Origin of the sequence: Salidesulfovibrio brasiliensis JCM 12178, assembly GCF_001311825.1 — a bacterium.
In the GTDB taxonomy this organism is placed as follows: domain Bacteria; phylum Desulfobacterota; class Desulfovibrionia; order Desulfovibrionales; family Desulfovibrionaceae; genus Pseudodesulfovibrio; species Pseudodesulfovibrio brasiliensis.
Window position 1 is genome coordinate 1 of sequence record NZ_BBCB01000084.1, and the last position, 12,798, is coordinate 12,798.

13 protein-coding genes and 1 pseudogene are annotated in these 12,798 nt (G+C 62.6%); 8 read left to right on the top strand and 6 right to left on the bottom strand.

The features are described 5' to 3' along the window. Nucleotides 1-679 (bottom strand): LysR family transcriptional regulator (locus JCM12178_RS14670; protein ID WP_054652421.1); only part of this gene is annotated, 679 nt, incomplete at its 3' end. Nucleotides 680-765: 86 nt separating this feature from the next. On the opposite strand from JCM12178_RS14670, the gene JCM12178_RS14675 reads away from it, so the two are divergent. Further along, complete coding sequence (locus tag JCM12178_RS14675) at nt 766-1,212, top strand: PACE efflux transporter (RefSeq protein WP_054652425.1); 447 nt, start codon at nt 766-768, stop codon at nt 1,210-1,212. Nucleotides 1,213-1,298: 86 nt separating this feature from the next. Here JCM12178_RS14675 and JCM12178_RS14680 read toward each other — a convergent pair whose 3' ends face one another. Next, nucleotides 1,299-1,472 carry a helix-turn-helix domain-containing protein gene (locus JCM12178_RS14680; protein WP_054652429.1) on the bottom strand — a complete coding sequence of 58 codons (174 nt, stop codon included), beginning with the start codon at nt 1,470-1,472 and terminating at the stop codon, nt 1,299-1,301. 126 nt (nt 1,473-1,598) lie between these two features. Between JCM12178_RS14680 and JCM12178_RS14685 the strand changes: the two genes are divergently transcribed. Next, the gene (locus JCM12178_RS14685) at nt 1,599-3,200 is read left to right on the top strand and encodes a PP2C family protein-serine/threonine phosphatase (RefSeq protein ID WP_083465968.1); all 1,602 of its coding nucleotides are present in this window, start codon (nt 1,599-1,601) and stop codon (nt 3,198-3,200) included. Here JCM12178_RS14685 and JCM12178_RS17950 read toward each other — a convergent pair. From JCM12178_RS17950 to JCM12178_RS14695, 3 genes and pseudogenes are all read right to left on the bottom strand, one after another. After that, nucleotides 3,178-3,714: a ParA family protein gene (locus JCM12178_RS17950; RefSeq protein WP_439646711.1), complete on the bottom strand. Its 537-nt coding sequence runs from the start codon at nt 3,712-3,714 to the stop codon at nt 3,178-3,180. The genes JCM12178_RS14685 and JCM12178_RS17950 overlap by 23 nt on opposite strands. Next, nucleotides 3,606-3,956, bottom strand: a pseudogene (locus JCM12178_RS21280) (ParA family protein); the annotation flags it as partial. The gene JCM12178_RS17950 and the pseudogene JCM12178_RS21280, both read right to left, overlap by 109 nt. 14 nt (nt 3,957-3,970) lie before the next feature. After that, nucleotides 3,971-5,455, bottom strand: coding sequence for a serine hydrolase (locus JCM12178_RS14695; RefSeq protein WP_054652434.1), 1,485 nt, complete (start codon nt 5,453-5,455; stop codon nt 3,971-3,973). A 196-nt stretch (nt 5,456-5,651) separates the two neighbouring features. On the opposite strand from JCM12178_RS14695, the gene JCM12178_RS14700 reads away from it, so the two are divergent. The 3 genes from JCM12178_RS14700 (at nt 5,652) to JCM12178_RS14710 (ending at nt 8,399) form a co-directional block, all read left to right on the top strand. Continuing rightward, nucleotides 5,652-5,942, top strand: a complete 291-nt coding sequence (locus JCM12178_RS14700; protein ID WP_054652436.1) for a hypothetical protein — start codon at nt 5,652-5,654, stop codon at nt 5,940-5,942. Nucleotides 5,943-5,948: 6 nt separating this feature from the next. Further along, nucleotides 5,949-6,596 (top strand): 16S rRNA (guanine(527)-N(7))-methyltransferase RsmG, encoded by a 648-nt coding sequence (locus JCM12178_RS14705; protein ID WP_054652438.1) that lies wholly within the window; start codon nt 5,949-5,951, stop codon nt 6,594-6,596. Between the two features lie 102 nt (nt 6,597-6,698). After that, a complete protein-coding gene (locus JCM12178_RS14710) occupies nt 6,699-8,399 on the top strand; it encodes a methyl-accepting chemotaxis protein (RefSeq protein WP_054652440.1) in 1,701 nt (566 codons plus the stop codon). 69 nt (nt 8,400-8,468) lie between these two features. Here JCM12178_RS14710 and JCM12178_RS14715 read toward each other — a convergent pair whose 3' ends face one another. Continuing rightward, nucleotides 8,469-9,968: a GGDEF domain-containing protein gene (locus JCM12178_RS14715; protein ID WP_054652442.1), complete on the bottom strand. Its 1,500-nt coding sequence runs from the start codon at nt 9,966-9,968 to the stop codon at nt 8,469-8,471. 224 nt (nt 9,969-10,192) lie between these two features. Here JCM12178_RS14715 and JCM12178_RS14720 point away from each other — a divergent pair, with 224 nt between their 5' ends. From JCM12178_RS14720 to JCM12178_RS14730, 3 genes are all read left to right on the top strand, one after another. Further along, nucleotides 10,193-11,809, top strand: a complete 1,617-nt coding sequence (locus JCM12178_RS14720; protein ID WP_054652446.1) for a glycosyltransferase family 4 protein — start codon at nt 10,193-10,195, stop codon at nt 11,807-11,809. Continuing rightward, on the top strand, nt 11,809-12,360 hold the full coding sequence (locus tag JCM12178_RS14725) for a hypothetical protein (protein ID WP_054652444.1): 552 nt from the start codon (nt 11,809-11,811) through the stop codon (nt 12,358-12,360). Before JCM12178_RS14720 ends, JCM12178_RS14725 begins: the two co-directional genes overlap by 1 nt. Before the next feature lie 4 nt (nt 12,361-12,364). Beyond that, the coding region (locus JCM12178_RS14730) for a glycosyltransferase family 4 protein (RefSeq protein WP_157054939.1) at nt 12,365-12,798 on the top strand (434 nt) is incomplete at its 3' end.

Consider the following 12,798-nt stretch of genomic DNA (forward strand, 5'->3'; position numbering starts at 1 on the left):
TACTGGTGCACCACGTAATAGGAGTTGCTTGCCCAGCGCCGGATGCGCTGGCCTCGGAGGGCACCAGCCCGGACCCGGCTCGGCCGGAGAGCACGAGCTGCCGGTGCGCCTCAAGCTCGGTGCGGCCGACTGTCTCCATGGCTGCAAGCGGATGCCTTGGTGAAACGCAGTGCACGAACTCGATGTCCATGACCCGCGTGAGCGACAGCCCATCGGGTTCGCCGCCGAGAAAGACCGTGGCCCCGATGTCTGCCCGGCCCGAGCGGATCATGGCTTCCGCCTCGTCGGGCGAGGCAAAGATGATTTCAAGGTCAACGTCAGCGAAACGTTCCTTGAACCCTTCCAGTATGCGGAACACGAACGGCAGCGGCACCAGCTCGTCCTCCACGAAGGTCAGGTGCGCCTCTACCTCGCCTGAGTGGGCCATGGCCCGGCGGTCAAGGTCCGCGCTGCGTCGCAGGAGCAGGCGTGCTTCCTCAAGCAGCTCCTGACCCTGCGGAGTGAGTTCGGGGTAGCGCCCCTCCCTGTCGAAGAGCTCCACGCCCCAGTCGATTTCCAGATTCTGCACGGACTGGCTCACCGAGGATTGTGCCCGGCCGAGCCGACGCGCCGCCCCGGAAAAGGAGCCTTCCTCCGCCGCTGCCACAAATGCCTTGAGTTGTTCGAGGGTGTGCTGCATGGGCTTGGTGTATCGTCAAAAACGATGGATTCCAACTTGATTCCATCGTAATGATGCTTAGATTGCCGCCCACAGGAGAACAAATCATGCGAACCACCGCTGACAGAATACGACACACATTTCTTTTCGAGCTGACCGGCATGGCCATTTCCGTGCCGCTTTTTTCCACGCTCATGGACACGCCCATGGACAAGACCGGCGTGCTGGCCGTTGGCATGTCCATCATGGCCATGGTCTGGAACTACCTGTACAACCTCGGTTTCGACCATATGCTGCTGCGGCTCGACAGGCCGGTGCACGTGCGGCCGCCGTGGATGCGCTGCTGCCACGCGGTCGGGTTCGAGCTGTCCTTCATGGCCGTGACCATACCCGCCGTGGCGTGGTGGCTGGAACTCAGCCTGACGCGCGCCATCATCATGGACGCGGGGCTGGCCGGATTCTACATGACCCACGCCTACATCTACAACTGGGTGTATGACCGCGTCTTTCCCATGCCCGGAGCGGTCGCCGCAGAGTCGGTGCCCGGCGAGTAGCTGTCATCCGGACGAAAAACCGAAACCCCGCCCGGCAATGCCGGACGGGGTTTTTTTGCTGCACTCCCTCTCGGAGGATGGGGGACCTAGTCTGCGGGAGCGTAATAGCAGCGTTTGGGCGAGGTGACTTTGCCTTCTTCGCGGAGGACCTTGATGGCCTTGGAAACATCTTTGCTTTCGACGCCGAGCGCCTTGGCGACATCGCCGGGACGAACCGGCTTGCCAGCATCCCGCATTGCCTTGAAAACCTGATCTTTCATATTTCAGCTCCAGATGTGTGACGTTTGTTGAGAATAGTAATTAGTCCTAAATCAGGGTTTCGTCAACAGGGAGCATGCTTTTTTTGCATTCCCTCTTTGCGGCGGATGCTTCATACTGGGCAGACCATGACGAGAAGCACGAACGACAGGGACAGAATCCGGGAGCTTGAGCGCGAAGTGGCGCGTCTGCGAGGGCAGTTGGCCATGCACGACGACAGTTGTCGTACGTGGGTGGACGAGTTTCGCGAGGTGGAGGCCCGACTCAGGTTGGCACAGGCCATAGTGGACAACAGCCCGGTGGTCCTTTTCCGGCGAAATGCCGAGGACCCGCCGCAGCTGGAATACGTCTCCGACAACATTGGTAACTACGGCTACGAGGCCGCTGATTTCCTTGCCGGAAAGGTGAGCTTCAAGGACATCGTGCATCCCGAGGATCTTGAGCGTTTTCAGCAAAAGGTCATCCGCCACACCGAGGACGGGGACGACGTCTACACCGACGAATACCGCATCCTGACCCGTTCCGGCGAGGAGCGTTGGATCGCGGACCGCACCGTGGTGGTGCGCGATGAGGAGGGCAACCGACTCTATCATCAGGGGATTCTCAACGACATCACCCGCAGGAAGCAGGTGGAGGACGAGCTCAGGCGCGCCGAGGAACGTCAGCGCCGCATCATCGAGACTGCGGCGGAAGGGTTCCTGTTCATGGACCTCGATCTGCGGATTCTGGACGCGAACCGTTCGCTGCTGAACATGCTCGGCTACACGGCGGACGAGGTGCTGGGCCGCTCAACCTACGACTTTGCCGCACCCGGGTTCAAGCGATACTTGTATGCCAACCGGGACCGACTCATCGCCATGGAGCATCGCACCTTCGAGGGTATCCTCGTGGCCCGCGACGGCCGAGAAGTGCCGGTGCTTATCCACGGCAACATCCTGCGCGACGAGAACGGCGACCCCGAAGGTCACGTGGCCTTTGTCTCGGACCTCACCGGGCAGAAAAAGGCCCTGCAACTGGCCGAGGAGGTCCAGCAGTCGCTTTTGCCTTCATCCGCACCGGAGGCCAACGGGCTGGACATTGCCGGACGCAGCCTCTCGAGCGCGGAAGTGGGCGGGGACTATTATGATTTCGTGCAGAGCGCCGAGGGGCTGAACGTGGCCGTGGGCGACATCTCGGGCCACGGCGTGGACGCGGCCCTGCTCATGACCTCGGCCCGGGCGTTCCTGCGGATGCGCGTCCTGACGCCGGGCACGCCCGTGCGCATCGTGCGTGAGATGAACCGTCAGCTTTCCGAAGACCTTGACGGCACCGGCAGATTCATGACCTTTTTCCTCATCCGCTTTGAAGACGAGTCCCGCACCGCGCGCTGGGTCCGTGCCGGGCATGACCCGGCGCTGGTCTACTGCCCGCACTGCGAGCGCTTTACCGAGCTTGGCGGTTCCGGCCTGCCGCTGGGCGTGGACCCTGACACCGAGTTCGAGGAAAGCGATACCGTCATCGAGCCGGGCCAGATCATCGCCATCGGCACGGACGGTATCTGGGAGGCCCGTTCGCCGTCCGGGGAGCTGTTTGGCAAGGAGCGCTACCGGCGGCTGCTGCGGCTGCATGCCACCATGAGCGCGACCCACATCGTTGACGCGGTTCTTGAAGCGGTGGACGAATTCACCTCGGGCATCCGCCCGGACGACGACGTCACCCTTGTCGTGGTCAAGAGCGGGGAGCGGGCATAGCCGTTTTCCTGCGTATCTCTCTCCAGAGCGCCCCGTAGGCTGCTGCGGAGTCCGAGTCCGGGGCGTATTCCAGTAGCGGTTTCATCTCAAGCGCCATGCGTTCGATGTCGGTGCGCGCCGGGATGGACGCCTCGCAGAAAAGCTCGGGCTGGGCCGCATATCCGCGCAGCACGTTGGTGCGGTGTAGCGTCTTTCTGCGGTCCACCAGATTGTAAAAGGCCACCACTTCGGCCGTGGCGTACTTGCTGGCTTCCATGTGCTCCTGCACCTGCTGGAAGGCCCGGCGGGAGAGCTCCGTGGGCAGCATGGGCATGAACACGTAGTCGGCAAGGCTGAAGAGGCTCTCGGAGAGCACCGAGATGCTGGGCGGGCAGTCCAGAAAAATGAGGTCGTAGCGGCTGCGAGGTGCTCCAGCGCGCCGCCCAGTCGTTTGGCCGCTTTCTTGCCGTCCCCGAGCATCACGTCCATGTGCCGGAAACCGAATCCGGCCGGGATCACGTCCAGCCCGTCCCACGCCGTGGGCGTGACCATGGCGTCCAGCCGCTCCGTGTCCTTGAGCAGTTTCTTGACCTTGCCGCCGAAATCCGCGTCGGGGTCGGGAATGCCGAGGGCATGGCCCGCGCCGCCCTGCGGGTCGAGGTCCCAGACCAGCACGCGGTATCCGTCACGCGCGGCGAGACAGGCGAGGTTGACGCAGGAGGTGGTTTTTCCCACACCGCCCTTGAGGTTGTAAAAAGCTGCAATCGTCATGATCATCTCCGGTGTTGTCGTTACTCTTCAATGACCACTCTCCCCCATGTGGCGAGCCCGTCGTCGCTGTACTCCCTGAGGGAGACAGCGGTGACTTCTCCTCGCCCGTTCACGGCAAAGTCAAAAAGATGGACCGGATCGTCCGGGTCCATCTCCGGCCATGACGCCGAGAACGTGTCCCCGCCCGCGTGCTCCAGTTTGAGCGACACGGCGAGGTCTTTTCCGAACAGGACCGTGAGCCCGCGGGATCGTTTCTCCACGCGAAGCGATCCGTAGACCGGGCTGTAGTATTTACCCGCGTAACGCTCACGCGGCAGCGGATCTCTGGAATCGACATTTGGCTCGGGCTCGTCCCCGTCTTCGCCCAGCAATTCTTCGGACCAGTCTCGCGCTGGCGCACCGGCAAGGCGGTCGAGAATCCAAAGACCCAGAGCGTCCGCGCCGTTCTGCCTGCTTATGTTGGTCAGCACGACGACGCCTGCTTCGGCATCCGGACTCCAGCCGACAAAGGAAGCGGCACCGGGGGTCGCGCCGTTGTGGCAGACCACCGTGTGGGTCGGGAAAAATATCTTCAGCCAGCCGAGACAATAGGCCGCGTCCACGCCGAACGCATGCATGGGCGTTTTCGGTGAGTGCATGTACTGGCCGGACTCTTCGCTGAAGAGCCGCTTGTCGCCAGAAGCGCCGCCGTGCATGTGCACAAGCAGCCAGCGGGCCATGTCCCGTGCCGTGGAATTGATGCCGCCCGCAGGCCCCATCAGGTAGGGCCAGGTCGCGAGTATCGAACCGGGGCTGAGAACAACCGGGCCATCCGAGACGTGCATGTGCAGCGCCGCGTGGTCAGGATCGCTGACGAGTCCTGCTTCATCCGTGGACGAGCGCGTCATGCCGAGGGGCTGCAGAATACGCGTGCCGATGCTTTCTTCCCATGGCTCGCCGGTCAGGTTCGACATCATCGCCGCTCCGGCTACAAACAGGTTGTTGACGTACGAGAACTGGCTGCGGAAGCTGGAAACCGGTTTGATGAAACGCAGGGAGTGGATGATGTGCTTCCGGCCGTAGCCAAGAAAGCCCTGCAGGTCGCCGCTGTAGGAGGGCATGCCGCTTCGCTGGGCGTACAGGTCCGTGATGGTGAACTCGCGCGTAACCCACGGGTCGGCCATGCGGAATTCCGGAAGATGGTCCGCAACACGGCCGTTCCAGTCAAGCAGCCCCTCGTCCACGAGCATGGCGGTGAGTGCGGTGGTGAACGCCTTGCTGGTGGAACCGATCTGGTAAATGGTATCCGGTCCGACAGGAGCCTCGTTGCCTGCTTTGCGAACCCCCGCAGAGAAAAAGCGCACCGACCGGTCCTTGTGGACAACGGCTATGGATATGCCGGGTATGCCTCTGCTTTGCATCACCTTTTTGACGTATTCAGGCAGTCCTTCCAGCTGGGTGGCTCCGGCATGATGGGCCGGTACGAGAAGCATGACGAGCAGGAAGACCGAAAAAAGCCGTCTCATGGAAAACCTCTGCAAGGGTGTTTTTCACAGGGTATTAAACAGTTACCGATACAGCCATACACGATTCGCTGGCGATGTGCATCCTCAAACCGGGGCGCTGGTCCATCACGAGGTTGCCCTTTGCCCGGTCGGCATGTATTGAGGCGGCTGTCCGTCTCGAGGGCGGACCCGACCATTGACCCAAAGGAGTGAAGCAGTGGCTAGCACCGTAGAAGACATTACTATCAATTATACCGAGGACGACCTGCTGGTCGTGAAGGAACTGGACAAGGAGATCCTGTCCAAGGGCGCATGGACCACCATCCTGTTCCGTTATCAGGAATGGAACCGCGCCAAGGGCGAGTACGGCCCGGAGAAATATTCCATCCGCCGGTACCAGAAGGTCGACGGCACCTACCGCCCCAAGTCCAAGTTCAACATTTCTTCCGTGGCTCAGGCCCAGAAGATCATCGCCGCCCTGCAGAACTGGGTGGAAAACGCCGGATAGCGCCCCATGGCTGGTCCGGACGCGAGCGCGGTGACGGGAGAGGCCCGCAAACTGGGCTTCTCTCTCGACGCGCCCGCTGCCGAGGCACTGGCCGCCTACCTCGGCCTGCTGGAGCGCTGGAACAGGCGCACCAACCTCGTTGGCCGTAAGGGCTGGCGGGACGTTCTGCGACATCTGGCCGCGGACAGCCTGCATCTTGCCGGGTTTCTCGATGAACTCGACCTGCCCGACAGCCCCCTGACCCTCGATCTCGGCGCAGGGGCCGGTCTGCCCGGCCTGCCGCTCCGCACTCTCTGGCAGGAAGGCGAGTACATTCTGGTGGAAGTGCGTGAGAAACGTGCCGGGTTCATGCGCTCGGCGCTGGCACGGATGACCCTGCCCCGCACCACGGTTTTTCAGGGCCGCGCAGAAGACGTTCTTGCCGAGCGCTCACCCGATAGAAAGGCCGATATCATTCTTGGCCGTGCATTCATGCCGTGGCGTGAGTTGCTGGACTTCGTTCGGCCCATGCTTTCCGAACAAGGCGTCGTGCTCATTCTCTCCAACGACCCCGTTCCTTCCGACATGCCTTCGGGGTGGATAGCTCTGAAGAGCCGTTTATACAAAGTATCCGGCGCAGAACGTCACTTCTGGGTCCTCTCTCCTCACCGTTAGTCGGACCTTTTAGAAATGATATCCTAACACTCCAGAATAATAGCCTCAAAGAAGAACTCTGTGATATGAAGGGAATACACTTTCCAATATCCGGAGGTTGTTATGTGGAGGAGTTTGAGCATACGATTGCGGATCATGGTCCTGCTGCTTCTGCTGGTGGTATCAACCATTCTGGCATGCGGAGCGTTCTGGGTGGGACTGGTTCAGCTCTCAAATAAGGGCACCGATGAAGCCAAGTCCGCCATGTTGAGCGGGTACGAGCGAACACTTCAGTACTCTGTCCAGTCCGTGGCCACCAAGGTGGCCGATGCCGTGGCAAAGTCCAAGGCGGCCGGTGAGCCGCTCGACGTTGCGGTTCAGAACGAGTTGAAGCAGATTCGTTTCGGCGAAAACGGCTATTATTTCGCATACGACACTTCAGGCAACAACGTCGCCCACCCTCTCAAGCCTGAGTTTCAGGGCCAGAACCGCATCGGCACCGAAGACAAGAAGGGCAACGCCTACATTCGGCAACTGATCGACAAGGCGCAGGATGGCGGCGGGTTCGTGACCTACTGGTTCTTCAAGCCGGGCGAAGACGAGGTCTCCCCCAAGCTTGCCTATGCCGAGATGATCCCCGGCACTGATTTTTGGGTGGCGACCGGCATCTACATCGACGCCATCGAAAAGCGTGGGCTGGCCATTGCCGGCGAGTTCAACTCCTTTACCAACAGCCTCGTTCTCTGGATCGGCCTCGGCGTCATCGCCGGACTGGGCCTGATCGTCATTCCGCTGGCGCTCTTCATCGCCGGAACCATCACCAAGCCGCTTGATCGCTGTGTCGAGACCGCATCGACCATCGCTACGGGGCGGCTGGATGCCAAGCTTAACGATCCCCACAAGGACGAGATCGGCCGTCTTTCCCAAGCCATGGACAACATGGTCGAAAAGATCCGCGGCGTTGTCCTGAGTGTTCAGGAAGGCAGCGACATCGTGAGTTCGGGCGGCGCGGAACTCTCCAGTTCGTCCCAAAGCCTTGCCGAGGGCGCGTCCCGTCAGGCCGCGTCCGTGGAAGAGGTGTCTTCCAGCATGGAGCAGATGACCGCCAACATCAGCCAGAACGGCGACAACGCCGGGCAGACCGAGGCCATTGCCCAAAAGGCCGCGCTGGATGCGGAAAAGGGCGGCAAGGCGGTCGGCGATACCGTGGAATCCATGAAGCAGATCGCCGAGAAGATCACCATCGTTGAAGAGATTGCGCGGCAGACCAACCTGCTGGCGCTCAACGCGGCCATCGAGGCAGCCCGCGCGGGCGAGCACGGCAAGGGATTTGCGGTGGTTGCGGCCGAGGTCAGAAAGCTGGCCGAGCGAAGCGGCGCGGCTGCGGGCGAGATCAGCGAGCTTTCCGCCTCCAGCATGAAGGTGGCCGAGGAGGCCGGGGAAATGCTTGCGCAGATGGTGCCGGACATCAAGCGCACCGCAGAGCTGGTGCAGGAGATTTCCACCGCCACGGCAGAGCAGAGCGTGGGCGCGTCCGAGATCAACAAGGCCCTGCAGGAGCTGGACACCGTGGTGCAGCAGAACGCTGCCGAGTCGGAAGAGGTGGCCTCCACCTCGGAAAACCTCTCGGCGCAGGCCACTCAGCTTCAGGAAAACGTCAGCTTCTTCAAGCTCGGTGATGTTCAAAGAAAGCCCCGGGCCGCAAAGGTTCGTCAGGCTCCGCGCGAGCTTCCGCAGAGCGAGCCCGCCAGGAAGGGCGGCGGCAGCTCAAGCGGCATCGCTCTGGAGATGAATGACGCTGACGACGACTTCGAGCGCTTCTAGCCATCCGGAAATAACAAACGGGGCCGCACAGTCTGTGCGGCCCCGCTATTTTTGCGTGATGTGTACGGTCTACTGGGTGGGGCAGACCTGCGCGGCCGGGGTGTCGCGAGAGATCACCGTCATGTTGCGGCCATTGTTCTTGGCCTCGTAAAGGGCCTGATCGGCCTTGAGCACGAGGTCGCCGTCGCGGTCGAGGGCACCGGCTTCCACCGAGGCCACGCCGATGCTGGCGGTGACGCGGAAGGCCCTGCCTTCGGATTCGAAGGTGCTGGCCTCAATGCGGGAGCGGATGCGCTCGGCAAGGCGGCAGGCGTCCTTTTCCGTGGTGTGCGGCAGCAGCACGGCGAATTCCTCGCCGCCGTAGCGGGCCGCGAGGTCGGTGGACCTGAGGGAATCCTGCAGGATGGCGCCGACCTTTCGGAGCACTTCATCGCCAGCCACGTGACCGTACGTGTCGTTGATGCTCTTGAAGTGGTCGAGGTCGACCATGAGCAGCGACAGGTCGTGGCCGTAACGCTGGCGGCGCTTGAGTTCGTGAACCAGCCGCTCGTCGAAGGTGCGGCGGTTGTAGATGCGGGTCAGGCCGTCGCGGTCCGCGCGGAGCTTGACCTCCTTGAAAAGCAGGGCGTTTCTGAGCGCAAGCCCGAGGTGGTTCACGGCGGACTTGAAGGTCTCGACCTGATCCTTGCCCAGCGACACGTCCTTTTCGCACAGCAGCACGAGCGCGCCGAAGTCGTCCTGTCCGGCCCGAAGGGGCAGGGTGTAGGTGCGGCCTTCGTTCGGGGACTTGTCGCTGCCGGGTCTCGGGATGCCCGTGACCCGCGAAACGTCGTAGCCGCTTACGGTGCCGCCGCCCATGCTGGAGGCGCAGTCGAGCAGCCGCTCGATCCATGTGGATTCGTTTTGCGGGGACATGCGGTTGCCGAGGAAAATCTGCACGTCGTTCTCTTCCGAGCCTTCCGGGTGCTGCCAGAACACGGCGTGAAGCTGGCGGACCGGCATAAGCATGTTCAGGTAATCCCACGCATTATAAAGGATGACGTTGGGATCGAGCGACTCGGAGGCGCTGGCCAGCACGCGGTTGAGGAACAGCAGCTGGTCGGTCTTGCGGGAGAGCAGTTCACGCTCCAGCATGATCTCTTCGGACATGCGGTAGATGTCGGAATACAGGCTGGTCACTTCCCGGGCGCGGAACACGGCGTCCTGCACCTTGGCCTTGGTCAGCGGAGCGCGGATGACGGTAAGGAAGCCCTGTTCCAGCACCTCGTCCATTTCGAGGTTCCGGTCGGGTTCTTCCTGAATCAGGATTCGCTGCGAGTCGAGGTCGCGGTAATCCTGCTTCATCTCTTCGGGAATATCCTTCCACACGCGGTGGGGTATCCATGCTGCGGATGGCTTTTCGTTCATGGTCATCTCCTGCTGATCGGGGATGAGCCCGTCGGGGAAGTTGCGGACATAGAAGCCGGGGCCGACCGCCTTGGCGATCTGCTCTCTCTGGGCCTCGGTCAGTCCGAGCCCCCACATAAGTTCGGGCCTCTTGCCCCGTCTGAGCGTTCTCTTCTGCCTCATGTTTCGAGCCTCCTGGGTGTCGGAAAAACGACGCTCGGAAGTGTTTCAGGCCTAAGGATGCAAAACCGGGACCAAAAAAAAGTGGATCGTTGCGTTGGGGTATTCAACCGCTTGTGTGCAATGGCTTTTTTTCGACAGGGAAATCCACAGGTTCGCACGCCCCGGCAGTATTTGCCGTGCGCGATATCGTTGACAAAGGCTGCAAAGTCGGGTCTTTGAATGGCATGAGTGGATATCGCGAACGCATCTGGGGGACGCTGGATCCCTTCTTCGAGCCGGGGCCGGTGCTGGGCCGCAAGGTCGCCAACGAGTGGTTTCTGCGGTCTCTGCTGCGGGCCGACCCTTTCGACGCCTACCATTTCTTTCTGGAAAGCGGTCCGGTGCGAGACCGGGTGGCCGTGGTCCTGCGCGACGAGTTCCCTGCGCTCGGGGGAAAAATACGGTTGCTGGACCGCCGGGACCTGCCCGCCATGTTGGCCGAGACGGAGTACTACTGCTTCCATCAGTCCGACTGCATCAGCCTGCAGCCCATGCTTGCGGCCCTGCGCAACGAGAAGGCCCGGTCCATTTTCCCCATAACCGGCACCATCCACTCCCTGAGCTACAGCCAGTACGGGGAAATGTTCCTGCGGCACCTCTCGCCCGGCACCACCGGACGCGACGCGGTGGTCTGCACCTCCCGGCCGGGGCGCGAAGCCGTGGGCCGTATCTTTGTCATGCTCCGCACCAACTACGCGCTCGACCCGGAGCGGTTCCCTGCGCCCACGCTGGCGTGCATACCGCTGGGCGTGGACCCGGAGGTCTTTCGTCCCCGCAAGGACACCGCCGATGGCCCGTGCCGGTTTCTGGTCTTCGGGCGCATTTCGCATTTTTCCAAGATGGACCTGCTGCCGCTTTTGCGCGCCTTCCAGCGGCTTTTCGCAGACGGGCTGGCGCGCGAGGCCGTGCAGCTCGTGCTTGCGGGCTGGACCGAGGACAACGACGACTTTTTGCCGACGTTGCGTGAGCTGGCCCGGAATATCGGGCTGGCGCTGGAGGTTCACGAGCGGCCGGGCGACGAGGAAAAGGTCCGGCTCTTCGAGAGCGCGGACGTGTTCGTGTCCATTGCCGACAACCCGCAGGAGACCTTCGGCATCACTGTGCTGGAGGCAGCCGCTGCCGGGCTGCCCGCGCTGGTTTCCGACTACGACGGCTACCGTGATCTCGTAGAGGACGGCGTGACGGGCCTGCGTATCCCGGTCATCGGGCCGGACCGCACGCCGCAGGCCGACCGCATGGCCCCGCTGACCTTTGACAGCAGCTACCACCTGACGCTGGCCCAGCAGACCGCCGTGTCCACGCCGCGCCTTGCCGAGGCCATGGCCGAGCTTGTCCGGGACCCGGAAAAGCGTCTGGCCATGGGGCGAGCCGCCCGGACCATGGTTACGGAGCAGTACGGTGGGCCTGCCGTCATCCGTCAGTATGTGACGCTCTGGGACGAGCTCTGGAGCGAGCCAGTGAACGAATCCGTGGTCCGGGGCGCGGGGCACCCCTCGCGAATCGAATACGCACGGGTTTTCGGCGGCTATCCGACGCAGGTTCTGACAGACGAGCTGACGGTTCGGGCCGGACGCACCGGCAATGCGGTCTACCGCGGGCAGGATCACGTTCTGCCCTATGCGGGCGTGGAGCGGCTGGTGAACCCCGACCACGCGCGGGTGCTGGCCTTTCTCGCCAGAAAGCCGATCACCTGCGGCGAACTGGTCCTGCGCCTGACGCAAAGTGAAGGCGTGAGCGGCGAGACCGCCAGCTACACCATCCTTTGGGCACTGAAGCATGACATTCTGGAGACCGCAGACTGATGCGCATCGCCCTGTGCACCCCGTTCAAGCCGCTGGACAACCCCCGTCCGTCCGGTGACGTGTCCATCCCGGCAGACCTTGCGGCCATCCTGCGCGATTTCGGACACGAGGTCGTTTTGCTGCCGTATTTTCCCTGCAAGGAGATTTGGAAGGACACGGACAGGATGCAGCGATTGCCCGAACACCTGAACGTGGCCGAGGCGGCTGCGCGCGGCTGCGACTGCGTGCTGACCTACAGTTCCTATTACAAGGTGCCGGACGCCGTTGGCCCGCGCGTGGCGGCGCGCCTCGGGGTGCCGTATTTTCTCTTTCAGGCCAGCTACGCCCCCAGCCGCGCCGACAGTGACGCCACATGGCCCGGCTTCGTCATGAACGAGTTGGCCATGCTCTCCGCCGAATACATTTTCTGCAACTCCCCCGACCTTGAAGAGGCTGCGCCAAGCTGCTTGAGCCGCACCGGTTCGGCCCTGTCCGTCCGGGCTTTGACGCCTCGTCCTTCACGCGCGACGAGGCGCGCGCAGTATCCTGCGCGAAGAATGGGGCGCAGGTGACGCCGTGGTCATCGGCTGTGCGGCCATGATGCGTCCCGGCGTCAAGACCGAAGGCGTGCAGTGGCTTGTCAGGACTGTGGCAGGGCTGCGCGACAGCGGTGTGAACGCGTTTCTGGCCGTGGCGGGCGGCGGCGACAATCAGGAGGCGTGCACGGAATATGCGACCGAAATGCTTGGCGATGCCTGCGTCTTCACCGGCCCGGTGGAGCGCGACGAGCTGCCGGGCTTCTACAGCGCGCTGGATATCTTCGCCTTTCCCGGCATCCGCGAGAGCGTGGGCATGGTCTATCTGGAGGCGCAGGCCTGCGGCGTGCCGTGCGTGGCAACCGACGATCTCGGCGCGCCCCGTGTGGTGGAGCACGGCGAGACAGGGCTGATCTCCCCGGTGGATGAGGCGGCGTTCGCCGAGGCCGTGTCCCGGCTGGCCGGGGACGAGGG

Bases quoted from the DNA above. Each gene is read 5' to 3' on its own strand.
- JCM12178_RS14720 (WP_054652446.1), top strand. From the start codon at position 10,193: ATGAGTGGATATCGCGAACGCATCTGGGGGACGCTGGATCCCTTCTTC.
- JCM12178_RS14685 (WP_083465968.1), top strand. From the start codon at position 1,599: ATGACGAGAAGCACGAACGACAGGGACAGAATCCGGGAGCTTGAGCGC.
- JCM12178_RS14705 (WP_054652438.1), top strand. From the start codon at position 5,949: ATGGCTGGTCCGGACGCGAGCGCGGTGACGGGAGAGGCCCGCAAACTG.
- JCM12178_RS14710 (WP_054652440.1), top strand. From the start codon at position 6,699: ATGTGGAGGAGTTTGAGCATACGATTGCGGATCATGGTCCTGCTGCTT.
- JCM12178_RS14715 (WP_054652442.1), bottom strand. From the start codon at position 9,968: ATGAGGCAGAAGAGAACGCTCAGACGGGGCAAGAGGCCCGAACTTATG.
- JCM12178_RS14675 (WP_054652425.1), top strand. From the start codon at position 766: ATGCGAACCACCGCTGACAGAATACGACACACATTTCTTTTCGAGCTG.
- JCM12178_RS14680 (WP_054652429.1), bottom strand. From the start codon at position 1,472: ATGAAAGATCAGGTTTTCAAGGCAATGCGGGATGCTGGCAAGCCGGTT.
- JCM12178_RS14725 (WP_054652444.1), top strand. From the start codon at position 11,809: ATGCGCATCGCCCTGTGCACCCCGTTCAAGCCGCTGGACAACCCCCGT.
- JCM12178_RS14695 (WP_054652434.1), bottom strand. From the start codon at position 5,455: ATGAGACGGCTTTTTTCGGTCTTCCTGCTCGTCATGCTTCTCGTACCG.